The organism is Mesorhizobium sp. Primo-A, from assembly GCF_003997175.1.
Classification (GTDB): domain Bacteria; phylum Pseudomonadota; class Alphaproteobacteria; order Rhizobiales; family Rhizobiaceae; genus Mesorhizobium; species Mesorhizobium ciceri.
Genome location: NZ_RZTG01000013.1, coordinates 38,381 through 63,802, shown reverse-complemented (window position 1 = coordinate 63,802; position 25,422 = coordinate 38,381). Strand labels below are relative to the sequence as shown.

At 59.8% G+C, this 25,422-nt stretch carries 25 protein-coding genes; 17 read left to right on the top strand and 8 right to left on the bottom strand.

The window, feature by feature from the left end; genetic code table 11:
* Positions 1-67: 67 nt before the first annotated feature.
* The gene (locus tag EOC83_RS33665) at positions 68-286 is read right to left on the bottom strand and encodes a hypothetical protein (protein ID WP_318011966.1); all 219 of its coding nucleotides are present in this window, start codon (positions 284-286) and stop codon (positions 68-70) included.
* Here EOC83_RS33665 and EOC83_RS23555 point away from each other — a divergent pair.
* The 10 genes from EOC83_RS23555 to EOC83_RS23510 all read left to right on the top strand — a co-directional run bounded on the left by EOC83_RS23555 (position 272) and on the right by EOC83_RS23510 (position 9,383).
* Complete coding sequence (locus tag EOC83_RS23555) at positions 272-901, top strand: DUF1638 domain-containing protein (protein WP_013531173.1); 630 nt, start codon at positions 272-274, stop codon at positions 899-901. The two genes, EOC83_RS33665 and EOC83_RS23555, sit on opposite strands and share 15 nt — an antisense overlap.
* 104 nt (positions 902-1,005) lie before the next feature.
* The gene (locus EOC83_RS23550) at positions 1,006-1,581 is read left to right on the top strand and encodes a DUF4893 domain-containing protein (RefSeq protein WP_013531172.1); all 576 of its coding nucleotides are present in this window, start codon (positions 1,006-1,008) and stop codon (positions 1,579-1,581) included.
* A gap of 93 nt (positions 1,582-1,674) precedes the next feature.
* Positions 1,675-2,457 (top strand): formyl transferase, encoded by a 783-nt coding sequence (locus EOC83_RS23545; protein WP_027160505.1) that lies wholly within the window; start codon positions 1,675-1,677, stop codon positions 2,455-2,457.
* 204 nt (positions 2,458-2,661) lie between these two features.
* Positions 2,662-2,964 (top strand): virulence factor, encoded by a 303-nt coding sequence (locus EOC83_RS23540; RefSeq protein ID WP_013531170.1) that lies wholly within the window; start codon positions 2,662-2,664, stop codon positions 2,962-2,964.
* Positions 2,957-3,583, top strand: a complete 627-nt coding sequence (locus EOC83_RS23535) for a methylenetetrahydrofolate reductase C-terminal domain-containing protein (protein ID WP_013531169.1) — start codon at positions 2,957-2,959, stop codon at positions 3,581-3,583. Before EOC83_RS23540 ends, EOC83_RS23535 begins: the two co-directional genes overlap by 8 nt.
* Positions 3,580-4,671, top strand: coding sequence for a methylenetetrahydrofolate reductase (locus EOC83_RS23530; RefSeq protein WP_063168204.1), 1,092 nt, complete (start codon positions 3,580-3,582; stop codon positions 4,669-4,671). Before EOC83_RS23535 ends, EOC83_RS23530 begins: the two co-directional genes overlap by 4 nt.
* A gap of 81 nt (positions 4,672-4,752) precedes the next feature.
* Complete coding sequence (locus EOC83_RS23525) at positions 4,753-5,727, top strand: methyltetrahydrofolate cobalamin methyltransferase (protein WP_013531167.1); 975 nt, start codon at positions 4,753-4,755, stop codon at positions 5,725-5,727.
* Positions 5,678-7,831 carry an ASKHA domain-containing protein gene (locus tag EOC83_RS23520; RefSeq protein ID WP_063168205.1) on the top strand — a complete coding sequence of 718 codons (2,154 nt, stop codon included), beginning with the start codon at positions 5,678-5,680 and terminating at the stop codon, positions 7,829-7,831. The genes EOC83_RS23525 and EOC83_RS23520 overlap by 50 nt, the downstream gene beginning before the upstream one ends.
* Before the next feature lie 186 nt (positions 7,832-8,017).
* A complete protein-coding gene (locus EOC83_RS23515; protein WP_027160508.1) occupies positions 8,018-8,203 on the top strand; it encodes a hypothetical protein in 186 nt (61 codons plus the stop codon).
* A gap of 232 nt (positions 8,204-8,435) precedes the next feature.
* Positions 8,436-9,383 carry an alpha/beta hydrolase gene (locus tag EOC83_RS23510; RefSeq protein WP_024501316.1) on the top strand — a complete coding sequence of 316 codons (948 nt, stop codon included), beginning with the start codon at positions 8,436-8,438 and terminating at the stop codon, positions 9,381-9,383.
* Between the two features lie 27 nt (positions 9,384-9,410).
* On the opposite strand, the gene EOC83_RS23505 is transcribed toward EOC83_RS23510, so the two are convergent.
* On the bottom strand, positions 9,411-10,310 hold the full coding sequence (locus tag EOC83_RS23505; RefSeq protein ID WP_013531163.1) for a LysR substrate-binding domain-containing protein: 900 nt from the start codon (positions 10,308-10,310) through the stop codon (positions 9,411-9,413).
* 221 nt (positions 10,311-10,531) lie between these two features.
* Between EOC83_RS23505 and EOC83_RS23500 the strand changes: the two genes are divergently transcribed.
* The 3 genes from EOC83_RS23500 (at position 10,532) to EOC83_RS23485 (ending at position 12,475) form a co-directional block, all read left to right on the top strand.
* Positions 10,532-10,717, top strand: coding sequence for a hypothetical protein (locus tag EOC83_RS23500; protein WP_013531162.1), 186 nt, complete (start codon positions 10,532-10,534; stop codon positions 10,715-10,717).
* A gap of 339 nt (positions 10,718-11,056) precedes the next feature.
* The gene (locus EOC83_RS33610) at positions 11,057-11,191 is read left to right on the top strand and encodes a hypothetical protein (protein WP_013531161.1); all 135 of its coding nucleotides are present in this window, start codon (positions 11,057-11,059) and stop codon (positions 11,189-11,191) included.
* 345 nt (positions 11,192-11,536) lie between these two features.
* On the top strand, positions 11,537-12,475 hold the full coding sequence (locus tag EOC83_RS23485) for a GlxA family transcriptional regulator (RefSeq protein WP_348625597.1): 939 nt from the start codon (positions 11,537-11,539) through the stop codon (positions 12,473-12,475).
* Positions 12,476-12,589: 114 nt separating this feature from the next.
* Here the strand turns inward: EOC83_RS23485 and EOC83_RS23480 are convergent, their stop codons facing one another.
* The 6 genes from EOC83_RS23480 to EOC83_RS23455 form a co-directional block, all read right to left on the bottom strand.
* A complete protein-coding gene (locus EOC83_RS23480) occupies positions 12,590-13,372 on the bottom strand; it encodes an ABC transporter ATP-binding protein (RefSeq protein ID WP_013531158.1) in 783 nt (260 codons plus the stop codon).
* Positions 13,369-14,142: an ABC transporter permease gene (locus EOC83_RS23475; RefSeq protein ID WP_063168206.1), complete on the bottom strand. Its 774-nt coding sequence runs from the start codon at positions 14,140-14,142 to the stop codon at positions 13,369-13,371. Before EOC83_RS23475 ends, EOC83_RS23480 begins: the two co-directional genes overlap by 4 nt.
* Positions 14,143-14,249: 107 nt before the next feature.
* Positions 14,250-15,200, bottom strand: coding sequence for an ABC transporter substrate-binding protein (locus EOC83_RS23470; protein WP_063168207.1), 951 nt, complete (start codon positions 15,198-15,200; stop codon positions 14,250-14,252).
* Between the two features lie 154 nt (positions 15,201-15,354).
* A complete protein-coding gene (locus tag EOC83_RS23465) occupies positions 15,355-15,699 on the bottom strand; it encodes a peptidase inhibitor family I36 protein (protein ID WP_024501320.1) in 345 nt (114 codons plus the stop codon).
* Positions 15,700-15,777: 78 nt separating this feature from the next.
* Complete coding sequence (locus EOC83_RS23460) at positions 15,778-16,626, bottom strand: DUF1194 domain-containing protein (RefSeq protein WP_063168208.1); 849 nt, start codon at positions 16,624-16,626, stop codon at positions 15,778-15,780.
* A 94-nt stretch (positions 16,627-16,720) separates the two neighbouring features.
* Positions 16,721-19,282 (bottom strand): FAD-dependent oxidoreductase, encoded by a 2,562-nt coding sequence (locus EOC83_RS23455; protein WP_063168209.1) that lies wholly within the window; start codon positions 19,280-19,282, stop codon positions 16,721-16,723.
* 553 nt (positions 19,283-19,835) lie between these two features.
* On the opposite strand from EOC83_RS23455, the gene EOC83_RS23450 reads away from it, so the two are divergent.
* From EOC83_RS23450 to EOC83_RS23435, 4 genes are all read left to right on the top strand, one after another.
* Positions 19,836-20,291 (top strand): hypothetical protein, encoded by a 456-nt coding sequence (locus tag EOC83_RS23450; RefSeq protein WP_127224123.1) that lies wholly within the window; start codon positions 19,836-19,838, stop codon positions 20,289-20,291.
* A gap of 9 nt (positions 20,292-20,300) precedes the next feature.
* Positions 20,301-22,142 (top strand): hypothetical protein, encoded by a 1,842-nt coding sequence (locus EOC83_RS23445; RefSeq protein WP_063168211.1) that lies wholly within the window; start codon positions 20,301-20,303, stop codon positions 22,140-22,142.
* Positions 22,143-22,248: 106 nt separating this feature from the next.
* A complete protein-coding gene (locus EOC83_RS23440) occupies positions 22,249-24,090 on the top strand; it encodes a type I secretion system permease/ATPase (protein WP_063168212.1) in 1,842 nt (613 codons plus the stop codon).
* Positions 24,077-25,387: an HlyD family type I secretion periplasmic adaptor subunit gene (locus EOC83_RS23435; RefSeq protein ID WP_063168213.1), complete on the top strand. Its 1,311-nt coding sequence runs from the start codon at positions 24,077-24,079 to the stop codon at positions 25,385-25,387. Before EOC83_RS23440 ends, EOC83_RS23435 begins: the two co-directional genes overlap by 14 nt.
* The last annotated feature ends 35 nt before the right edge of the window (positions 25,388-25,422 follow it).

The following is a 25,422-nucleotide window of genomic DNA, read 5'->3' as shown; positions in this document are numbered from 1 at the left end:
ACAGGAGAAGCCGCGCCCTTGCAGCGCGGCTTTTTTGTTACCAGATGATGAGGTGGCCGCGTGCGGATCAGGGCTTGGTGACGGTGTCCTCGACCGCCTTGGCCGTCGATTTGACATCCCTGCCGACGCCACGGACGGTGTTCGCGCAGGCCGCAAGGGCCAAGGCGCAGGCCAGGATGGCAATCGGCGTGATGCGCAGCAGTTTCATGGACGGTGTCTCCCTCAACAGATAAATTAGCGCCACAACAACGAAGGCCGCTCGACTGGTTCCATGGCCAAGACGCAAAAAACGAAACCGAATCAAGACGACAGGCTGCTCGTCATCGCCTGCGGGATGATTGCGCGCGAAGTTCTGGCCGTCAAGGAACAGCTCGGGCTGGATCACCTCGACCTGACCTGCCTGCCGGCGGAATTCCATTTCTACCCGGACCGCATCGCACCGGCCATGGACAAGGCGATCGAAAAAGCCAAGACGGAAGGCTACAGCAACATCTTCGTCGGCTATGCCGATTGCGGCACCGGCGGTCTGCTCGACCGCATCTGCGAGAAGCATGGCGTCGAGCGCATGGCCGGCCCGCATTGCTTCGCCTTCTACCAGGGCATGGAGGCCTATGCGAAAGTCGCAGACGACGACATGATGTCGTTCTACATGACCGACTTCCTCTGCCGGCAGTTCGACGCTTTCTTCATGAAACCGCTCGGCCTCGACAAGCACCCGGAGTTGATCAAGGACTATTTCGGCAATTACGAGAAGCTGATCTACCTCGCCCAGACCAACGATCCGGAACTCGACAAGGTCGCCGAAAAAGCCGCCAGAATGCTCGGTCTCGTCTATGAACGCCGCGCCACCGGTTATGGCGACCTGACGGCCGGGATGGCGCAGGCGGCTGCAGGCGCCTGAAGCAATTCTTGCCCCGCGATGACTCAAGGCTAGATGACAGGCCGCCGTGGACGGGTAAGGTGTGCGCCACAAGCAAACAGACTGCCAGCCATGGAAACGCACTGATGACCCCTCGCCTCTTGATAGCTGCACTCGGCCTCCTCTGTTTGGCCCTGCCCGCCCATGCCGACGGCGAGATACAGAAACTCATCACCCCGGCCGACAAGACGCGGCTCGACAAATATGGCGAGACCCGCAAGGCAGCCCTTGCCGAGGCGAAGACAGGCAACCCGGCCGAGGTCAAGCAACTCGATGCCCTGTTGGCAAAGCCGCTGGTGGCCTTTTCCGACAAGGACCTGACCGGCAACTGGCAGTGCCGCACCATCAAGGCCGGCGGACCTTTGCCGCTCGTCATCTATGGCTGGTTCAAGTGCAAGGTGACCGATGACGGTTCCGGCTGGCGGCTGGAGAAGATCAGCGGCTCGCAGCGCACCAGGGGCCGTTTCTTCGACGATGGCGAGAAACGCGCGATCTATCTCGGCTCCTTCTATGTCAACAGCGATCCGGCAAAGCCCTATGGCAGCGGTCCGCAAACCGACCAGGTCGGCTACGCCTTCCGCAACAGCGCCAAGGAATGGCGCATCGAATTTCCGGCGCCCTACTATGAATCGAAGCTCGATATCATCGAATTCAAGCGCTGACTGTGTATCGAAGAGCTGATCACCAAGGATTAACCCGGACACCCTAGCATCCCGTCTATTGTCGAGAAGGGTTGCTTGGAGGGGGCAAGATCCATGGCAGCATCAGAATCCAATACGCGTCCGATCGTGGTCGTCACCGGAGGCGGCCAGCATGTCTGGGCTATGATCAATGCGATCGCCGACCGCGTAGGTCCTGTCAGCGTCGTCCTCGAAACGCCTGAATCCAAAAAGCAATTGCTGCGTGGCCGGGCTCGCCGCCAAGGCTGGATTTCCGCCATCGGCCAGCTTGGCACGATGGTACTGAGTAGGTTGGGCAAGCGATTCCTGGCCGGCCATAGCGCGCGACTGATTGCCGAGGAGAAGCTGGAGGTTGAGCCGCGACCAGGCCAGGAGATCATCCCGGTAGCCTCGGCCAATGGGCTTGAGTGCCTGCAGGCGATCCAGAAGATCCGGCCAGGCGTTGTGCTGCTCAACGGTTGCCGACTAATCTCGGCTGAGATGCTGAGCAAAATGCCCTGCCCGGTGCTCAACTACCATGCGGGCATCACGCCGAAATATCGCGGCATGAATGGCGGCTATTGGGCTCTGGTATCAGGCGATGCGGAGAATTTCGGCACGACTGTCCACCTCGTCGACGCTGGCGTCGACACTGGTGGCGTGCTGAAGCAGGCGCGCGGCAGATCGAAAAAAGGCGACACCATCTCAAGTCACGCGCTACGCCAGACGGCGTTCTCGCGCGACATCTGCGTCGAGGCTGTCAGCGATGCACTGGCTGGAAAACTCACGACGATCGATCCCGGCCTGCCTTCGAAACTCTGGTATCATCCGACGATCTGGTTCTACGTCTGGACGGGCCTCAGAACTGGCATCTGGTAGCGCGTTTTTCGTCCTGGACGGCATACTGCGCGCCAGCGTTTCCGACGCGCTGGACCGGGCGCCGGCACACGCCGCAAACGAATAAACCCACTTTTCATTTTACGACATCGATATGCGTCGCTTTTGAATGCGCGCGCGTCGTCCCATAACAAGCGGCACCACTGCGCTTGCGGCAATGCTCGATAGTTCGAGGAGTGAGAATTCATGGCCGATCTGATCGTCGTCTACTGGCGCGACATCCCTGCCCAGGTGATCGTCAAGAAGGGCCGGCAGAACGCCAAGCGCGAACTGCCGCTGCGCTTTACCGAGGCGATCGACATGTGCGCCATGCGCACCGGCGCCGGCGGTACAGACGACTATCTGGCCGAATGGCGCAAAGCCGATCCCATTCCGGTCGGCGACGACCTCGAAGCCGAAGTCGAGAAGGCATTCAACGACATCGACACGAGATATGACCGCGAGCGGCTGGTCGCTCTGGTCAAGGCGGGCGGCAAAGAAAATGTCTGAAACCATTCCTGCCAAGGAGAGGCCGGCTGTTACCCAGGCCACTCTGGTCAAGAAGGCAGCGCCGAAATCCGACTACAAGCCGGCCGACGTATCGCCGCAGCGGCGCGTGCAGCGTTCCTTCGCGGTCAGATTATGGTCGGTGCGGCACTCGCGATTACTCGAATGGTTCTACGCCAAATTCGCCGACATGTTCCTGCTCCTCCATCCCTTATGGAAAGGCATAGGCTATGGCCGTGTCGAAGGGCCGATCAAATTTGTCGAGAAGCGCGTCAAGGGCTTCATGTTCGACTGCCGCATGTGCGGCCAGTGCATCTTGTCCTCGACAGGCATGTCTTGCCCGATGAACTGCCCCAAGCAATTGCGCAACGGCCCTTGCGGCGGTGTCCGCGCCAACGGCAATTGCGAGGTCGAGCCCGATATGCCCTGCGTCTGGGTCAAGGCCTGGGAAGGCTCGCAGAACATGGTGCACAGCGACAGGATCCTGACCGTGCAGAAGCCGGTCGACCAGTCGCTGCGTGAAACCTCGGCCTGGCTGCGGGTGACCGCGCAGGCGGCCACCGCGCGCGAAGCCGCCGCTGCCGCCAAGAATGAGGCGGCCAGCACCGGGGCGTCGGCATGATCGGCCGCCAGCGCGACGAAAACCCGGCCGGCATCCACCTGCCGCTCGAACCCCTGCCCGGCCACACCTCGCGCGGTCGGCTGGAGCGCGTACTGCGGCGCGGCGAGTTCGCTGTGACGACGGAACTCAACCCGCCCGACAGCGCCGATCCGGAAGACGTCTACAACAGGGCGAAAATCTTCGACGGCTGGGTCGACGCCATCAACGCCGTCGATGCATCGGGCGCCAACTGCCACATGTCCTCGGTCGGCATCTGCGCACTTTTGACGCGCATGGGCTATGCGCCGATCATGCAGATCGCCTGCCGCGACAAGAACCGCATCGCCATCCAGGGCGACGTGCTGGGCGGGGCTGCGATGGGCGTCGCCAACATGCTGTGCCTGACAGGTGACGGCGTGCAGGCCGGAGACCAGCCCGGCGCCAAGCCGGTGTTCGATCTCGACTGCATGTCGCTCCTGGAAACCTGCCGCATCATGCGCGACAACGGCAAGTTCCTGTCCGGCCGCAAGCTGACGACGCCGCCGCAGCTTTTCCTGGGTGCTGCGATCAATCCGTTCGCGCCGCCGATCGACTTCCGCCCGCACCGGCTGGGCAAGAAGATCGCCGCCGGCGCGCAATTCGTACAGAGCCAGTATTGCTTCGACGTGCCCATGTTCCGCACCTACATGCAAAAGGTGCGCGACCTCGGCTATACCGAAAAATGCTTCATCCTGGTTGGCGTCGGGCCGCTCGCCTCGGCCAAGACGGCCAAGTGGATCCGCTCGAACGTGCCGGGCATCCATATTCCCGATTCCGTCATCAAGCGGCTGGAAGGCGCCCAGGACCAGAAAAAGGAAGGCAAGCAGCTCTGCATCGACATCATCAACGAGGTGAAGGAAATATCAGGTGTTTCCGGCGTTCACGTGATGGCCTACCGGCAAGAGGAATATGTCGCCGAGATCGTCGATGAATCGGGCGTGCTGAAGGGCCGCCAGCCATGGAAACGCGAGATCCGCCGCGACGACCAGATGGTCGCCGATCGGCTCGAGCACATACTGCACGACGATATTACCGAAACGCAGGTGGATATGGTGAAGACCGCGCACTGACGGCGCGGACGGCCACCCATTCGCTTGAACGAAACCAGACAACGATATAAAGAAATCTTTATATCACGGCGGAGAGAATTTATGACCCGTACCATCGTCGCTTCGGCGACACGAGAAATCATCATCGGCTTCGACCAGCCGTTCTGCGTGATCGGCGAACGCATCAACCCGACCGGCCGCAAGAAGCTGGCCGCCGAGATGATCGCGGGCAATTTCGAGACCGTCATCAGGGACGCATTGGAGCAGGCAGCCTGTGGCGCCACCATGCTCGACGTCAACGCCGGCGTCACCTCGGTCAATCCGAACGAGACCGAACCCGGCCTTTTGGTGCAGACGCTGGAGATCGTGCAAGGGCTGGTCGACCTGCCGCTGTCGATCGACAGTTCCGTCACCGCCGCGATCGAAGCCGCACTCAAGGTTGCCAAGGGCCGCCCGCTGGTCAACTCCGTCACCGGCGAGGAAGAAAAGCTCGAAGCCATCCTGCCGCTGGTCAAGAAGTACAACGTGCCGGTCGTCGCCATCTCCAACGACGAGACCGGCATTTCGATGGACCCGGACGTGCGTTTCGCCGTCGCCAAGAAGATCGTCGAGCGCTGCGCCGATTTCGGCATTCCGGCGCATGACGTCGTCGTCGACCCGCTGGTGATGCCGATCGGCGCGCTGGGCGATGCCGGCCGCCAGGTCTTCGCGCTGCTGCGTCGTCTGCGTGAAGAACTCAAGGTCAACACCACCTGCGGCCTGTCCAACATCTCTTTCGGCCTGCCGCATCGCCACGGCATCAACGCCGCCTTCATCCCGATGGTGATCGGCGCCGGCATGACCTCGGCCATCATGAACCCGGTGCGGCCGCAGGAAATGGAAGCCGTGCGCGGCGCCAATGTGCTGAACGGCACCGACGAGAACTGCACCAACTGGATCCGCACCTACAAGGATTACAAGCCGGCCGAAGGCGGCCAGGCCGTTGCCGCCCCGACGCAAGTCAATGCGCCGGGCGACGGCGCCGGCAATGGCGGTCGCCGCCGTGGCGGCCGTGAAGCCCGGATGGGCCGAGGATAAGCGCGCAATCGTGAATTCACCTGCAAACATCACCGACCCGCTCGTGCTGTTCATGCCGTCGGGCAAGCGCGGGCGGTTTCCTGTTGGAACACCCGTGCTAGACGCCGCGCGCCAGCTCGGCGTCTATGTCGAAAGTGTGTGCGGCGGACGCGCCACTTGCGGGCGTTGCCAGATCGAAGTGCAGGAAGGCAATTTCGCCAAGCACAAGATCATTTCGTCCAACGACCACATCACGCCCAAGGGCGCCAAGGAAGAGCGCTATGAGCGCGTCCGCGGCCTACCCGAACGGCGTCGCCTCTCCTGCTCGGCGCAAATCCTCGGCGACCTCGTCATCGACGTGCCGCAGGATACGGTCATCAACGCGCAGACCATCCGCAAGGATGCCGACACCAGGGTCATCGCCCGCGATGCGGCGATCCGCATGTGCTATGTCGAGATCGAAGAACCCGACATGCACAAGCCGCTTGGTGATCTCGACCGGCTGAAGATCGCGCTGATGCACGATTGGGGTTTGAAAAGCCTCGATTTCGATTTTTATCTGCTGCCGCAGGTGCAAGGCATCCTGCGCAAGGGCAACTGGACCGCGACCGCCGCCATCTACAAGGATGCCGACTCTGAGACAGCGCGCGTCGTAGCACTTTGGCCCGGCCTCAAGAACGAAGCCTATGGGCTGGCCTGCGATATCGGCTCGACCACCATCGCCATGCATCTGGTGTCGCTGCTGTCGGGCCGCGTCGCCGCCTCGTCGGGCACCTCGAACCCGCAGATCCGCTTCGGCGAGGATCTGATGAGCCGCGTCTCCTATGTGATGATGAACCCGGACGGCCGCGAGGGCATGACGGTCGCCGTGCGGGAGGCGATCTCGGGTCTCGTCGACAAGGTCTGCGCCGAAGGCAATGTCCAGCGCAACGACATCCTGGACAGCGTCTTCGTCGGCAATCCGATCATGCACCATCTGTTCCTCGGCATCGATCCGACCGAGCTTGGCGGCGCGCCCTTTGCGCTGGCTGTCTCAGGTGCGGTGCATATCAAGGCATCCGACATCGGCCTGAAGCTTAACCAGGGCGCCAGGCTCTACATGCTGCCTTGCATCGCCGGGCATGTCGGTGCGGATGCGGCGGCGGTGACGCTGTCGGAAGGCCCGCATCGCCAGGACGAGATGATGCTGATCGTCGATGTCGGCACCAATGCCGAGATCGTGCTCGGCAATCGCCAGCGGGTGGTTGCGGCCTCCTCGCCCACCGGCCCTGCCTTCGAGGGCGCCGAAATCTCCGGCGGCCAGCGAGCAGCGCCCGGCGCCATCGAACGCGTACGCATCGATCCCGATACGCTTGAACCGAAATACCGCGTCATCGGCTCTGAACTGTGGTCCGACGAGCCGGGCTTCCTGGAAAGCGTCCAGGCGACCGGCGTCACCGGCATCTGCGGCTCCGGCATCATCGAAGTGGTGGCGGAGATGTATCTCGCCGGCATCATTTCCGAGGACGGCGTCATCGACGGCGGGCTTTCGGCGCGCTCGCCGCGCGTTACGGCCAACGGCCGCACCTTCTCCTATGTGCTGAAGGACGGCTCCGCCGCATTGACGGAAGATGGGCCGAAGATCACCATCACCCAGACCGATGTGCGCGCCATCCAGCTTGCCAAGGCAGCGCTTTATGCCGGCACCAAGCTGTTGATGGAAAAGCAGAACACCGAGCATGTCGACCGCATCCATTTCGCCGGCGCCTTCGGCTCCTTCATCGATCCGAAATACGCCATGGTGCTGGGCCTGATCCCGGATTGCGACCTCGACAAGGTCTCGGCGGTCGGCAACGCCGCCGGTGCCGGCGCGCGCATGGCGCTGCTCAATCGCGGCTACCGCCGCGAGATCGAGGACACGGTCAGCAAGATCGAGAAGATCGAGACGGCGCTGGAACCGAAATTCCAGGAGCATTTCGTCTACGCCATGGCGCTGCCCAACAAGGTCGATCCGTTCCCGAAACTGTCGGCAGCGGTGAAACTGCCGCCGCGCAAGACGGTCAGCGAGGATGGCGTTGCCGGCGACGCCGCTCCGCGCCGGCGTTCGCGCGAAGGCCACGAGGGGCGGAGGCGTGGACGGGAATAAGCGGCCCGCCCCCGCCAACACCTTTCGAAACTCATTTGCATGCAAATGTTTCCGGATCGTCTGATCCGGAAACCAAAACGCTGTTTTCGTGAAATTCGCCAGATACATGGCAGGCGCATTCAACCGGCATCGAACGGCAGGCAGGAAATATCTTTCAGCCGCCGCAACGCTCCAGGGGAGACAACGATGTCAATGCTCGAAAGCCTGAGCCGCTATGGCACCGCCATCAGACAAGCCCATGACCGCAGCAAGGCGCGGCGCCTGCTGAACAGCCTGCCGCCCGAAATCCAGAAGGACATCGGCTGGCCGGTGTCGCCGCGATCCAGTGAAAGGGCATCCCTCAGCAACGCTATCTGGAGCGCCGCGCGCTGATGACCTTCGCCGAGAAATGCAAATTGCTCGGCATGCGCCGGGAACCTCGCATGTCCCCGGCGACCACCAGCAACCGGCTGCGAGCCGCACTTTTACCGCGTCGCTGACCACTGCGGCGCGGATCAAACCGCCGTGTAGACGCGGGCGCAAATCTTGACATTTTCAGCCACGGCACAATCTTTCGATTTAGGGGGTTCTCTTAGTCGGCTTTGGCCGAAGTTCGTGTATCCGCATGCCAAGTTTGAAAAGCCATGTCGTGTCTTTTGTCTTGCGGCACAGCCGTAAGCAGGCATTTGCCAGTCCGGAAAATCTGCAGCGCTGGATCGCGGCCGCGCGCAAGACCGAGAACCACCGGCCGCCCGCCTCGCTACACCAGCGTCTCGATATCGAGATGCATACGGTCGGTGGCTTCCCCGTATACGAAATCCCACCCAAGTCCGGCGAACAGAAGCGGATTCTCTACTTGCACGGCGGCGCCTATGTCTTTGAAATCACGCCCTATCATTGGCACCTGATTGCCGACATGGCGGATCGGTTGGGCTACGCAATCACGGTGCCGATCTATCCAATTGCCCCCGAACATGATTTCCACGCCATGTTCGGGATGGTTGGCGATGTTTACCGGCAGATGCTCGCCGAGACGGAGGCCGAGGACATCGTCTTCATGGGCGATTCCGCCGGCGGCAACATGGCTGTGGTGCTGACCATGATGGCCGCCGAAGAAGGACTGTCCCTGCCGTCACGACATGTGCTCATTTCGCCGGGTCTCGACGTGTCGCTCACCAATCCCGCAGTGTTCGAGGCGGAACGCAACGACCCTTGGCTGGGCATAGCTGGCGGACGAGAGGCGATTCGTCTGTACAGTGCCGGCATCGATCCCAGCGACTGGCATATCAGCCCGGTCTATGGAGATCTGTCAGTGCTGCCAAGAACACTGCTTTTGACTGGCTCGCGCGATCTTTTGACGCCCGACAATCTGATCTTCGCGGAAAAAGCCCGCGCCGCCGGCGTTGAAATCGATCTTGTCTATGAGGAAGGCATGTTCCACGTCTGGCCGCTGATCGACATGCCGGAGGCCCGGCGCGCCCGCGAGCGCATCGTCGAATTTCTCGGGGAGAGCCGGATCGTGCAAGACACGAGACTAAGGCCTGAACAGCGCCCCGCCGAAGCGGCGGAGTAGCTCTATATTGTCGTCCTTACCAGCCGGTCAGAACTTGCCGGTTTCCCGGAACACTTCGAAGGTCGCGCGGATGTGGTCGGCGACGGCCTTGACCGGCGCGCTGGCGTCCGGCGCCACCACCATCGCCAGATTGTAGGTGCCGATGTCGGGCATGCCGTCCTTCGGGCAGAGTTCGACCATGTCGTTGCCGAGAAACGACTTCGGCAGCGGCGCCACGGCGAGATCGGACATGATCGCGGCGCGCTGGCCGGCCGTGTGCGCGCTCATATAGGCGATGCGGTAGTTGCGGCCCTCGCGGCCAAGCGCATCGAGCGCTCCGGCGCGCCAGGCGCAGCCCTCTTCCCAAAGCGACACCGGCAGCGGCTCGCGCAGATGCGCGCAGCCGCCCTTGGCGCCAGCCCAGACGATCGGCTCGGTCAGCAGCACCTCGGCGCCGAGCGCGCTGGTCTTGTAGGAATTGGTCAGCAGCGTGATGTCGAGCGCCCGGTCGTCCATGCGCCGGCGCAGATTGCTGCTCTGGTCGATGGTGACGTCGACGGCGATCGACGGATGCGACTGCGCGAAACGCTTCAGCACATGCGGCAGCACGCGCTCGCCGTAATCGTCCGGCGAACCAAGCCGCACGACACCGACAATCTCGGGAATGATGAACTTCGACACCACCTCGCGGTTGATCGACAGCAGCCGGCGGGCATAGCCGAGCAGCATCTCGCCGTCCGTGGTCAGCGACACCGAGCGGGCGTCGCGCGCGAACACGGAGCGGCCGAGAATGTCCTCCAGCTTCTTGATCTGCATGGAGACGGCCGAAGGCGTGCGAAAGACGGCATTGGCGGCGGTGGTGAAGCTGCCGGTCTCGGCAATCGCCACGAAAGTGCGCAAAACGTCGAGATCGAGCAGTGGCAGCGGATGATTGAGCGGGGCGTTCATGGCAACCGACCTTCAATTTTTCTGATACAAAACATCACTCCATTTCGTTTGATTGAACATCAGATTGGGAGGATAGTCAACTCCATCGAATGAGGCAGCTGCCACAAGCAGCCATGAAACGACCCCGACACAGACCTGCATTCGACACGAAATGAAGTTGAAACAAACCCGACGTAACCAACGCGCTGTCTGGCACCCGCCAGCCACCAAAGGAGAAAGAAATGTCTATCCTGTCGTCTCTTGGTCGCATCGCGACCGAATTCAGCGCGGCACGCGCCCGCTACCAGACCGAGCGCGCCATCCGTTCCTTGCCGATCGAACTGCAGAAGGATATCGGCTGGCCTGAGGCTTCCGACACCAAGACCGGTACTCGCAATGGCATCGGATCCTGGGCTGGAGCAAAGTAGATCGTGTGTACTATGTGCTGAAGGCCTGCCGCGCGAACCGCCCGGCAGGCCTTCTTTATTTTATTTGTATACAAATGAGTTTTGGAGCCATGTCGCCAACGCATGACGCATATGAGAAAGCCGCATAGCAGCTCCTGTTTTCACTTAATGTCTTGTAAATGATCGTAAATTTTGAGCACCTTGCCCAAATCTGTCGCAATCGATGTCGCATTTCATATCAAGCGGTTCGCTTTTGCGATTTAGTTTCTGCTTACACAAGCCTATATCAGCGCCAGCAAACGAGCTGCCCCACTCCATCAAGCGAAGGCGACCCGTCTGAGCAACCGAATGGAGATGATTATGAAGCTTTTTGCCCGCCTCTTTGCCCGCCGCGAAATGAACCTGACCACCGCTCTCGAGCGTCAGCGTCTCGCCAACACCATGCCCGGCCAGACTGGCGCCATGAATGCGGCGCGCCTCGGCTTCGTCGCCTGAAGATTTTCCAGGCAGCGCATCCCTGCCGCTGCTTTAAAACTGCAACGCCGCCTGCCTCCAGCCAGAGCGGCGTTTTTGTTCTGCGCACAGGCTGTACGCTGCCTGTCCCTTGAACAGTTCGTGCCACTTCCGGGCCCCGCTGCACGCCGATTGCCCATTTGCGACCCATGTCGCAAATTTAATCTTGTCGTAGCGGCGTAGCCGATTGACAGACATGGTTTTTCCTGATGTCGCTATGCTATTCGCGACATCCTGTTCGCGCCATGGCTGTGTGAGGTTCCCTTGAACGCCGTAAAGCATCCGATCAAGCGGTCGTTTGTATTCTTCCTTATTCCCGATTTCACCATGATCGCCTTTGCGACCGCGCTCGACCCGCTGCGCTCGGCCAATCGCATGCTCGGCTACGAGGCCTATCGATGGCGCCTCGCCAGCATCGACGGCAAGCCGGTGCGCGCCTCGAACGGAGTCGAGTGCGCGGTCAACACGTCGCTCGAGGATGAACGCAAGAAGATGGCAGGTCCCGATCGGCCGAACATGGCCATCGTCTGCAGCGGCATCAATGTCGAGCGCTACCAAAACAAGTCCGCCTTCGCCTGGCTGCGCGAGGAATACAATCGCGGCGTCGCCGTCGGCGGCCTGTGCACCGGCGCGCATATCCTCGCCGCCGCCGGCCTGTTGTCCAACAAGCGCTGCGCCATCCACTGGGAGAACCTGCCGGGCTTTTCCGAGGCGTTCCCGAAGGCCAATGTCTTTGCCGACCTCTTCGAGATCGACCAGAACATCTACACCTGCGCCGGTGGCACCGCCGCACTCGACATGATGCTGAAGCTGATCGGCGACGACTTTGACGAGAACCTCGTCAACCGCGTCTGCGAGCAGGTGCTGACCGACCGCGTGCGCAGCCCCACCGACCGCCAGCGCCTGCCGCTGCGCGCCCGCCTCGGCGTCCAGAACTCGAAAGTGCTGACCATCATCGAGTTGATGGAAGGCAATCTGTCGGAGCCGCTGTCACTGATCGAGATCGCCGATCATGTCGACCTGTCGCGCCGCCAGATCGAGCGGCTGTTCCGCACCGAGATGGGCCGCTCCCCCGCCCGCTATTATCTCGAAATCCGGCTCGACCGCGCTCGGCACCTGCTGATCCAGTCCTCGATGCCAGTGGTCGAGGTGGCGGTCGCCTGCGGCTTCGTCTCGGCCTCGCATTTCTCCAAATGCTACCGCGAACTCTACGCCCGCTCGCCGCAGCAGGAGCGCGTCGACCGCAAGCAGCTGCTGGCCGCCTGAGCAGAGGTGTCACGTGAGGCGGCTCTGGACGCCCCGAAACGTGATCTTCCTCGCCTCAAGCGTCTGTTGAGCGAGCCAAGTATCTTTCCAGATGATCAGGCTGTGTCGGTCTGACTACGCCTGCGCCGTGCGCATCGCCTCGACCCGAATATCCTCGGTCAGCCGCGCTTTCAGCGCCGAGAATTCCGGGCTGGTCTTCAGCGTGTAATGGCGCGGATGCGGCAGGTCGATGGCGACATCCGACTTGATGCGGCCAGGCCGCGCCGTCATCACGATGACGCGCGAGGCCATGAAGATCGCCTCCTCGATGTCATGGGTGACGAACAGCACCGTCTTTTGGCGCCGTTCCCAGATGCCGAGCAGCAGTTCCTGCATCAGACCGCGCGTCTGGTTGTCGAGCGCGCCGAACGGCTCATCCAGCAACAGGATCTCCGGATCGTTAGCCAGCGCCCGGGCGATCGCCGTGCGCTGCTGCATGCCGCCGGAGAGCTGCTTCGGCCAATGGTTCTCGAACCCTTTCAGGCCGACGAGATTGACGTAGGAAGCGACGACCCCGTCCCGCTCCTTTTCGGGCATTCCGCGTTCGCGCAAGCCGAAAGCGATGTTCTGCGCCACAGTCAGCCAGGGAAACAGCGTGTAGGACTGAAAGACCATGCCGCGATCCGGCCCCGGCCGGGTCACCGCCTTGCCGTCGAGCAGCACACGGCCCTCGCTCGATGCTTCCAGGCCCGCGACAATCCTGAGCAGTGTCGACTTCCCGCAGCCGGACGGCCCCAGAATAGTGATGAAGTCGTTGGCGGCGACCGCCAGGTCGATCGGCATCAGCGCCTTGACCGGCTGACCGCCGCGCACGCCGGCAAAGGTGCGCGAAACGCCCTCGATGAGAAGCTTGTTCACGCCAGGCTCCACGGAAAGAGCCAGCGGTTGAAGGCCTTGAAGGCGAAGTCGGACAACAGCCCGATCAGTCCGATGACGATGATGCCGAAGATGATCTGACCCGTCGCCAGCCGCGACTGACTGTTGATGATCATGTAGCCGATGCCGGATGACGAGCCGATCAGTTCCGCGACGATGACATAGGTCCAGGCCCAGCCGAGCACCAGCCGCAGCGTCTCGGCGACCTCCGGCGCATTGGCCGGCATGATCACCCGGTTGACGATGCCGCTGTTGGTGGAACCCAGCGTGTAGGCGGCCTCGACCAGATCGCGTCGTGTGCCGCCAACTTTGACCGCGATGATGAGGACGATCTGGAACACCGAGCCGACGAAGATGACCAGCAGTTTTTCCAGCTCGCCGATGCCGGCCCACAAGATGAGCAGTGGGATGAATGCCGACGCAGGCAAGTAGCGGGCGAAGGAGACAAAAGGCTCCAGAAACGCCTCCACCGGCTTCCAGGCGCCCATCGCGATGCCAAGCGGTACCGCGACGACCGAGGCAAGCAGGAAGCCGCCGAAGACGCGCCAGATGGTGATCAGAACGTCGAGCCAAAAACGGTCTTCGACCAAAAGCCGCCAGCCATCCCGCAGCATCGACAGCGGATCGGCGAGGAAGATGCGGTTGACGTGGCCGCCTAGCGTGATCCAAGCCCAGAAGGCCACGAAAAGCACGAAGAAGGAAATGCCGAGCACGGTTCGGATGCCCGGCGAGACTGGATGCAAGGGGCGCATCGTCAAATCGTCGCCATTTTCAAATGGTCCCCATGCTCAAATCGCGCTTTGTCCAAGAGAAGGCGGCAGCGCCAGGCGCCGCCGCTTGATGGTCAAAGGCCGAACGATCAGTTCGAAACCGGGCTGGTGTCAGCCAACGTGGTGACGTCGGGCGCTTCCTTGATCAGTCCCATCTGCAGCAGCAGTTCGCCAGCGGTCTTGGAAAAGTCCTGGAATTCCTTGGTGAAGAACTGTTTGTTCTCCGCCCGGTCGGCCCATTTCAGGTATTTCGCCGAATCCTCGAATTCCTTGGCCGACTGTTTCACGTCGGCACCCATGGTCTCGTAGGATTTCTGCGGATCGCTCTTGATCAGGTCGAGTGCATCAAAATAGCTGTCGGCCAGCGCCTTGGCGGCATCCGGATTGGTTTTCAGGAATTCGGGTGTGCAGCCCACCGTGTCGAGCACCATCGGGTAGTCGAGCGTCGTCGCCAGGATATGGCCCTGGTCCGACTTGTCGCGCACCGCCGAGATGAACGGCTCGTAGGTGACGGCGGCGTCGTTCTGCCCGGCGAGGAAAGCTTGCGCCGCCGCATCAGGCTCCAGATTGACGACGGTGACGTCCTTCGTCGACATGCCGTTCTTGTTCAGCACCCAGGCGAGCATGAAATAGGGCGACGTGCCCGGCGCCGATGACGCGACGTTCTTGCCCTTGAGATCGGCGACGGTCTTGATGTTGTTGCGGGCGACGATGCCGTCGGCGCCGTAGGATTTGTCGAGCTGGAAGATCTGCTTGGTGGTGACGCCGCTGGCGTTCCACACCAGCCAGGTCTCCACCGTGGTGGCCGCGCATTGCAGGTCGCCGCTGGCGATGGCGAGCGGCCGGCTCGCTTGCGGCACCTTTTTCAGGGTCACGTCGAGTCCGTGTTTCTCGAAGATGCCCGCCTGCTTCGCAAGCGTCAGCGGCGCGAAGCCTGTCCAGCCGCTGATGCCGATAGTGACCGAGGTGGCAGCCATCGCCGGTGCCGACAGGCCGGCGGCAAGTGTCAGAGTTGCGGTAAGAACGGCGATCCTGTTCATGTCGGTTCCCCTTTTGTTTTTGCTGGGGAATTGTCTCACAGACGCCAATCGGCTTGTCAATGAACAGCTTGGTGAGGCAACCGGCAGGCCCGGCTCTGCTGTCGGCCAATGGCTACCACCGCCAGAAATCCATCGTGGCTAATCCAAAATGGCCTCAATAATCGTCGCAGGTGCACTCCGCCGACGATATACGGTCATTCCAGTCGCTGCCGCCGAAATCGCGGATCCGGCGCCGGATCTCGATCGAGCGGCCACCCATCCGGGAGTCCTCATAGGCAATGAGTGTGCAACCCCGGCGCACAATCACCGACGACACACGGTCGTTCCAGAACTGGCCGCCGCGAAAGTTCACGGAATCGTCGGGGCCCATACCGATGGACCGACCGCGAAAATTCGCGTGCTCGAACATCATGCAGGCGGGCTCATCATTGTATTGGGCGCTGGCGGCGTCGGCAAAAAGTACGGACGCGACAGCAGTCAGGATGGCTAGACGTTTCATCTGATGTTTCCTCGGTTTTTGCCGCGGCCCCTCCGACTGGATAGCGCGGTCCGGCCAATTTGCCAATGCTTCGGTCGCCTAGCGGCTGTCAAACATCCAGCTGCGGTTGCGCCACATTTTCTCGCCGACCAGGCAGTCGGTGGCGGGCTTGTCCTGCGCCAATACCACCGGCGGATGCGTGGCTTCTTCTGCCGCCCATTGCGGCGAGGCCGGGCCGGCGAGTTCCAGCACCAGCTTGCGACGGATGGCTTCGGGAAACTGCGTCCAGTCATTGACCGGAATCATGAAGGCTCCGGGTCCGCCGATGACGCAGTCGCTGTAGTAGCGATCGAGATTGCTGACTTCGTAGGCGCCGGAAAAACCGCCTCGCGTCATCAGCGGCAGGCCGTTGATGACGATGCCTTGCTTGATCAGATCGTCGCGGGTCAGGTTGACCGGCGCGCCTTGATTGTTGGGGCCATCGCCCGAAATGTCGATGACCCGCTTCGTGCCCTGGTAGCCGCTTTCGGCGAACAGGTCATTGCCGAACTCCAGCGCTCCGGAGATCGAGGTGCGCCGCGCGCTGTTGGGCGGCTGAGCGGATAGTTGCGCAACCACCCGCTCGGCGTCGGTGCGGCTGGCGATCACCGTCCACGGCACGATGACGCGCTGCCAGTTGGTGCCGGCCCATTCGACATAGGTGACGGCGATCTTGCCATAAGCGCCATCGGCAATGGCCTGCAGCACATTGTCGTGCGTCAGTGCCGCGGCGTAGCCGTGACGCTGGATCTCGAGTTCGTCCGGAGACATCGACAGCGAGACATCGACGGCCAGCACCAGCTCGACATCGACGGGCTCGTCAGCTTGGGCCGCGGGCGTCAACCAGAGCGTCAGTGCGAACGCGGCGCAGCCTGAAAGGAAATGTCTTGCGCAGGCAAAAGCAGACATGCCGCGAAGGTAAGCGAAAACCGTCGGCTTAAAAAGAGAAAAGCCCGGCCGATGGCCAGGCTTTTGCCTTCATGCCCTTTGCGCCGGCTAGCAATCAGCTGCGCGGCTTCAAATTCTCCGGATCGTAGAGCGGCTTGTAGCCGACAGCCGCCACTTCGACCGGATATGTCTCACCGAAATACTCGATCGTGAGCTTGCGGCCTTCCTGGGCGTACGCCCACGGCAGATAGGCAAGACCGATATTCTTGCCGATGGTCGGGCCATAGGCCATCGAGGTGGTGAAGGACCGCCGGCCGAGTTCGTCGACCAGCGTCTCGCCGGTCTTCGGATCCATCACCGGCATGGTGCCGACGGGATAGCGGGCAACGCCTTTGGAATCGACATTCTCGGTCATCACCAGCGTGCACAGCATGGCCGGCTGGTGCTCGCGGGCGCGGTATTCGACGTGCTTCGCCTTGCCGCAGAAATCGTTCTCCTTGACCTTTGGACGAGCGAGATCCGCTTCGAGCAGATTGTACTCGGTCAGAAGGTCGGCGTTCTGCAGGCGCAGGCTCTTTTCCATGCGGCGCGTGTTGGCATAGGTCTCCACGCCGAAAGGCATCACGCCGGTCGAGCGCAGCGCGTCCCACACAGCGAGACCGTCCTCGTAGCGCATATGCAGTTCCCAGCCCTGCTCGCCGACATAGGAGATGCGGAAAGCGGTGACGTCCTTGCCGCCGATCCGGACCGGCTTGATCGCCGCGAATGGGAAGTTCTCAACAGAGAGCCCGTCCGGGTTTTCGACCACCTTCTGCAAGGTCGCCCGGGCGTTCGGTCCCCAGATGCCGATGGTGACGAACTTCTCGGTCACGTCGGTGATGGTGACGTCGAAACCTTTGTCCTGTGCCGTGCGGCGCATGTACTGGAAATCGCGCGGGCCAGCATCCGCGCCGTCGATCAAACGACAGCGGTCGGCCATGCGAATAACGGTAAAGTCGGCCCGCACCATGCCTTCCTCGTCGAGGAAGTGGGTGTAGATGCCCTTGCCGATGTTGTTGTCGCCGCCAATCTTGGCTGCGCACAACCATTCCAGCAGCGCGACATGGTCTGGACCTTCGATGTCGTACATGGCGAAATGCGACAGGTTGACGATGCCGCAATCCTCGCTCATGGCGAGATGTTCGGCATTGGAGACGCGCCAGAAATGGCGGTTGTCCCATTCGTTCTCACGCACCGGCACCCGGTTGCCGTATTTCTCCAGGAGATGCTCGTTGGCGGCATAGCCGTGGGCGCGCTCCCAGCCGCCGAGTTCCATGAAATAGCCGCCGAGTTCCTTCTCGCGTTCCCAGAACGGCGAGCGCCGGATATTGCGGGCCTTGGAGAACGGCTCGCGCGGATGCACCGCCGGATTGTAGACCTTCATCGCCGTCTCGGTGCAGCGGTCCCAGATGAACTGCTCCTTGGTCTGGTGCGGATAGAACCGTGCATAGTCGATGGCATGGTGATCGATTGCGGTGCGGCCGTCGGTCATCCAGTCGGCGATCAGCTTGCCCATGCCGGGACCATCCTTGACCCAGATGGCAACGGCATACCACAGACCCCGCACCTTCTGGCTTTCGCCCATCGACGGGCCGCCGTCCGCGGTTACCTGGAGAAGTCCATTGAACGAATGGCTCTCATTATAGCCGAGTTCGCCGAGGATCGGCGTCAGTTCCATGGCGCGTTCGAGCGGCGCCAGGATCTGTTCCATGTCGAGATCGCGTTGCGACGGCGAAAGCCGCGCCTGGTCCTTCTCCAGCAGGTCGCGCGGGTGGCAAAGGCGCGGATTGGTCTCTTCGTAATAACCCCATTCGATCTGCCCGCCCTCGGCGGTCTTGGGATCACCGGTGTCGCGCATATAGGCCGAGTTGCCCTGGTCGCGCAGCAGCGGCCAGCCGATCTCCTTGCCGGTGCCGGCGAACTCGTTGTAGGGGCCGAAGAAGGTCAGCGGATGGTCGATCGGCATGACCGGCAGGTCTTCGCCGACCATTTCCGCTATCAGCCGGCCCCAAATCCCGGCGCAGACGACGACATAGTCGGCCTCGATGGTGCCGCGGTCCGTTACCACGCCTGATATGCGGCCGTCCTTGACGACCAGCGACCGGGCCGATGTGTTGGCGAAGGATTTGAGCTTGCCCGACGCTTCCGCCTGGTCGACCAGCTTGCCGGCGACCGTCTGCGAACGCGGGATGACCAGACCGGCATCGGGATCCCAAAGACCACCTTGAACAATCGCTTCTTCGATGAGCGGAAATTTTTCCTTGATCTCGGCCGGCTCGATCAGGCGCGCGCGCGTGCCAAACGCCTTGGCCGAGGCGATCTTGCGCTTGATTTCTTCCATTCGGCTGTCGTCGCCGACACGCGCGACCTCGAGGCCGCCGATACGCGCGTAATGACCCATCTTCTCGTAGAAATCGATGGAGTAGAGCGTCGTCCAGCACGACAGGAAATCGTGGCTGGTGGTGTAGCAGAAGTCGGAGGCGTGCGCCGTCGAGCCGATATCGGTCGGGATACCTGATTTGTCGATGCCGACAATGTCATCCCAGCCGCGTTCGATCAGGTGATGGGCGATCGATGCGCCGACAATACCGCCCAGGCCGACGATGACGACCCTCGCCTTTTTCGGAAACTCTGCCATTGCCCGCGACTCCAAAGTGATAAAGCGGGCGGACTATAGGGCGGAGCAGCAGCACGATTGAAGCCTGTTTGCGACATTGGCAAAAAGCCGAGCGACCAGACGGCAGAATGCTTCACACCGGGCGCCTGGGGCGGTTCGCTTTCCGGTAGGCTAACTCAGGCGAAGGCCCAGATGTCCTCGGCCTGGAAACCGACCTGATAGCTACGCATCGAGATCAGCATTATTATAAAAGATCTTACTTATATACTTCGATGAAAGATAAATCTGTAAGTATATTAATTGTTGCAATCGTTATGAGATATGGCATACTAATAACTTAACGAATTAGAGCGCATGCTGGGCGGGAAAACGCGTGCTCAAAGGTCGATTTTCAATTGCGCTCCTCTTGGCTTTGGTCACCTGCGGGCACTCGCAATCCGCATCACTCGACACTGGAGACGAACGTTTTCTCTGGCTCACCTCTTCGTCGATCGATCGCGTTGCCGTGACATACTCGCAGGGAACGCTCTATGTCCCCTCAGATCTATTTCGGGAACGAAATCCGAAGGCAACCATGGATATCAAGCAAGTCGCGCTACGACTGAGCTATCCTGAACTGAAAGCTGGCCGCGGGCCAAACCCCCAGATCCGGGGGGAGGAGGATCTGCTGCCGCTTTCGGACGCACTCGGAGTGGCGGCCTCCGTTCCAGGCGGCCCACTAAAAATTCATATTCCGCAAAACCTCCTGCTTCCAATTATAAATGACCTCGATGCTGGTATTAAATTCGCCTCGTTTCGCGTAAAGGATAATGCTAAGGGGTATCTCTCTCACAATATCTACTATATTTCCGCGCCGGATCCTATGTACATTATGTGCACTGGATATTCTTCTGTATCATCGTGCATGATGAGCTTTGATAGGGCTGGATTGCGCTGGATGATCATGGCGCCTCGTAAATATCTTCGAGAGGACGTCTCTAGGTTTCACAAACGTCTTTCGGCGCTGATTGATTCATTTTCTGAAAAATAGGAGCGTATCATGCCAACTTCACAGCAGATAAACGATATTAACTCTGCATATGCGCTTACCATCTCGACGGGTGACGCGTCTCATTACTACGATGCGCTTTCCGCCGCTGGCATCTACTATGGAAGCATGGCACATGGTGTCGTGAACGCCGACTCGTTAATCGGAATTGTTGCTAACAACTATGCCAAGAACAAAATAGATGGCGATTTCGCGTCAGGACTCTTTGACCAACGTCGCGATGCGCTCATGCTGGAACTCGCTACGCGTGACTACGCTCTTCGGTCAACACAAACTGATTGGAACCTTACGGGGCGGCAAATTTCCGACTATCATGATGCAGCATACCAAACTGTTTTCCCCGAGCTCTCAGGCGCGGCGGAAGGGTGGACACCCTACTACGAGGTTCGAGCTCTCAACGACTATGATTTCTGGCTGGTCACGTCGAGTGCGGATCTGTCTCAGTATCTATCCTACTTTAGAATGAATATTCCGCTGACAGTCGGCGATGCTACGGCGAAAAACTATGCGCTCCAATGGTTCCAGGATATGGATCCATTTGTGTTTAATCTATCTCAGATGAAATTTATTATCGGGGACGATGTTCTCGCCAAAAGCTTGCTCCAGTGGGCCGCTACCCATACGGGATTCTTGGATAGCAAGCAGTCATATCTGTTCGAGCAAAAACCGTATGCCCCAGCTAACGACACCGATGCGTCTGGTTTCCTTGGCAGGTTCATTCATGGTCTCCTGATTGAGGAGGCGGTTTCAGGAACCTCAAATATCCTGCATGCCAGCACTGACTACAAGGAGATATCGTTCGACCGGAGCGATCTCCCCACAACTCCCCATGGGACTGAGTTCGATCACGTGATCAACCAGACCATCGGCACCGCAAACGAGTTGACTCTTGCAGGGTACAATTCCGAGTGGATGCAATCGGATTCCTACAAACTGTCGAACCCTTACTATTGGGGGCTCGACCCGCATAACATCGTCAATATCAACGGCGCCACCTTCATAGCCGGAAATGCGGCAACATCGGCGAACAAGGATGGAAATCTGGTTGTCCTGCAGGGTGACGTTACCAGCTTCACCTTGAACAGCACCTCTCAGTTTATTCTTGTTGGGAATGAAAAGGACAACGAGATAACCTTGGTCAATCCGGATCAGGGATTTGTCTTTTCTGGCGCTGGAAATGACCACATCATAGTCTCGGGTGTTGCAGACAACAGCTGGGGTATAATCCTGCCGGTCATGATTGATACGGGCAGCGGGAACGACACGATCGAGTTCCAGGATTCGAGTCACTTTTTTGTCGGCTATGTCATGACGCCCGATGGCGGGCATGACGTCGCTGTTGGAAATCTAGAGAAGTATTGGCCATCAGATCCCGCTTCAGACTATTCTGCTCCCTTGAATAATTTCCTATTGTCTGGATTAAGCCTCACCGATCTGGATCTAGAGAAGACATTGGTCGCGCAGCGTACAACAACGATACATGCAAGTGAGCAATGGTATGAGATAGACTATGTTACGAACTGGTGGGATGTAAAATATACCCTCAGCGGCAATGACGGAGCCACTTCAATCGAAATTGGTACATATTCATTTAGCTCCAACAAGGCCTACTACATCAGTACCGATGTGCTTTATGGAGACTACACGGTAGACTTTGGTATGTCTTCAGAATGGACAGGGTCGGCGCATGTTATTAACGGGTACTTCGGCAGATCGCAGGTTTTTAATTCATTCTCGTTGGCTTATTTGGACGAAAATGACAACGCGCACAGCGTGGCAATGAACACCGTGTTTGATATGGGATTCGACCCAGCATGGCTTGTTGCCGCTTGAAGTATGTCTTGGGTGAGTCACCTCGGTCTGGATCAGTGGCAGTAACAAGCAATATGCTTGAGCTATGCATAGGATTTTGTGCTGAAGTAGGTGGAACGAGATCTCCATGACCCGATCCCCCGAGAAGATAGGTTCTGGGGGATTTGAAAGGTCACTTGTTGCGGCGAACAAGGCGGTAATCCTCGCAACAGCGGTGATAAGCGGCGTCATAAACGTATTGGCGCTAACTGCCCCCTTGTTCATGTTGCAGGTTTATGACCGTGTGCTTGCCAGCCACAGCGTCCCAACACTGGTCGGCCTCGGGATGCTTGCGTTCGGCCTATATGCCTTTCAATGCGGCCTTGACATCATTCGTGCCCGCGTTCTTCTACGCGTCGGTGAGCGGTTCGATCACCAGCTTTCCGGGCGCGTTCACGACGCAGTCGTCCGCCTTCCACTCGAAACTCGCATGCCCAGCGACGGATTGCAGCCGCTGCGCGATCTCGACAATGTACGCAATTTTCTCTCCGGACCCGGTCCGACCGCGTTTTTCGATTTACCTTGGATGCCCTTTTATCTCGGCCTGTGTTTTCTACTTCATTTCTGGCTTGGTATGACAGCAATGGTCGGCGCGATCTTGTTGGTCTCGCTTACCGTTATTACCGATGCGTCTTCCCGCAACCCAACTCGAGAGGCACTCCGGCATAACACGGTGCGCAATGCCTTGCTGGACGCGTCCCGTCGCAATGCCGAAGCTATACGTGCGATGGGGCTTAGCAATCGCATGACCGCGCGCTGGCGCCTTGCAAATTCGGACTACCTTGCGGCAAATCGCAGGGCCAGCGATGTTGTTAGCGGCCTAGGGGGCGTTGCAAAAACACTTCGTTTGGTTCTCCAGTCCGCAATCCTGGCAGTGGGTGCATGGCTCGCTATCGAGCAGCAGGTCACACCGGGGGTGATGATTGCCAGTTCCATCATAATGGGCCGCGCACTAGCGCCCGTCGAATTGGCAATCGGAAGTTGGAAAGTGTTCCTGATGGCGAGACAGAGTTGGATCCGCCTCAGGGATTTGCTGCTGATGATGCCTGAAGAGACAACTGTCTTGGCCCTGCCCAAACCGCAATGCGAACTGCGTGCCGCAGGCATCACCGTCGTTCCCCCTGGTGAGACGAAGCCGACGGTCTTCGCAGCAAACTTCGTCATGCGCGCGGGGAGCGCGCTCGGCATTATTGGCCCTAGCGGTGCGGGGAAGTCGACGCTTGCCCGCGCTCTCGTTGGCGCCTGGACCCCGGCGAGCGGCAAAGTGCGTATTGACGACGCGTCACTCGACCAGTGGGATCAGGAGGCAATCGGTCGCCACATCGGCTACCTGCCACAGGGGGGCGAACTTTTCGATGGCACGATCGCAGAGAACATCGCCCGCTTCGAATCCGACGCGAAGCCGGAGACAATTGTATCAGCCGCGATGGCGGCTGGCGTTCATGAGCTTATCCTGCAGTTTGATAAAGGATATGAAGCCCGCATTGGAGAAGCCGGATCATCCCTTTCGGCAGGGCAACGCCAGCGGATCGGCCTTGCCAGGGCACTCTACGCCGATCCGTTCCTCGTCGTGCTCGATGAACCCAATGCGAATCTTGACGCCGATGGCGAAGCTGCTGTTGTGAAGGCAATCGCGGCCGTGAGGGAACGCAAGGGGATCGCAATAGTTATAGCGCATCGACCGAGCGCGCTAGCTGCAGTCGATTTCGTTCTCATGATGGAGGCCGGTCGGGTCAAAGCCTTCGGACCACGCGACGAAGTTCTTTCGAAAATATCAAAGGTCCCTTCTCCGAATCCTACCATGGCTGGATATCCGGGCTTTTCTGTATCGGCCAGGATGCTCGCGCCCTTCAAGATGGTCGCAGATCCGAACGAGTCAAAGCCGGAGGTCGCTGAAATCTTGATGGAGGGATCCGATGCCAAACGTTGAGGCCGAATTGGTTTCAAGATCTATCCGGCGGCACCTCTTCATTGGCGGCACTTCCTGCCTTTTCTTGGTGGGAGGCATAGGCGGGTGGGCGGCCGCAACCAATCTCTCTGGTGCAGTCGTGGCTTCCGGCACCTTTGTCGTCGATAGCTATGTCAAGAAAATCCAACATTTGACTGGAGGCGTTATCAGCGAGATTCTCATCAAGGAGGGGCAGAAGATTGCTGCCGGAGATGTACTTGTGCGCCTCGATGCAACGCAAGCGCGGGCAAACCTTGGAATCGTCACCAAGAGGCTGGACGAATTGACTGCACGGCTCGCTAGACTTGAGGCCGAGCGCGACGACGAAGACCAGATTGCGTTTCCAGGAACTTTACTTTCCCGGCTTGACAACACCGATATCGCCGCAGCCGTTCAGAGTGAGCGTCGACTGTTTGAGTTCAGGAAGGAAGACCGAGCGGGGAAGAAGTCCCAGTTGCGCGAAAGAATTAAGCAGTTCGCGCATGAGATCGATGGCCTGAAGTCTCGCGAAACAGCCTTTGATCGTGGGCTCTCTGTGCTTGATGCCGAGATCGCCTCGCTTCAAGTGCTCCGGGCAAAGGGCATTGTTTCTGTGTTGCGATTGAACGACCTGGAGCGAGAGGCGGCGACCCTCGGCGGTGATCGAGGCGAGGCGATGGCCGGCCAGGCTCAAGCAGCAGGCCGAATATCGGAAGCTAGACTGCAGATCCTGCAGATCGACTCCGACCTGAAAACTGAAGTGAGCGCCGAACTTCGTGAAGTGCAAGGTCAGATCGGAGAATATATCGAGCGAAAGATCGCGGCCGAGGATCAACTCAAGCGAATCGACATCATCGCTCCACAGGCTGGCATCGTGCACCAACTGGCATTTCACACTGTCGGCGGCGTCATTTCGCCAGGGGATGTGATTATGTCGATCGTTCCCGATAGCGGCGGGCTCGCGCTGGATGCCCAGATCGCACCGCGCGACATCGACCAGATTGAGCTTGGGCAGAAGGCAGTGCTACGCCTCTCGGCATTCAATCAGCGTACCACGCCAGAACTCAATGGGACGGTTGTCCGTATTGCAGCTGACCTGACGACTAACGAGCGCTCAGGATCTTCCTACTATCAGGTGCGCTTCGTGGTAGCGCCCGAAGAACTGGCGCGGCTAGACGGACTCATTGTTCTTCCGGGAATGCCCGTTGAGGCCTTTATCAAGACCCACGAACGGTCTGCGTTTTCATATTTCGTGAAGCCGCTTTCCGATCAGATCAGTCGTGCGTTCAGAGAGGACTAGGCCACGTCTTTGTAGCAATGGAGGGGGTCGTCTGC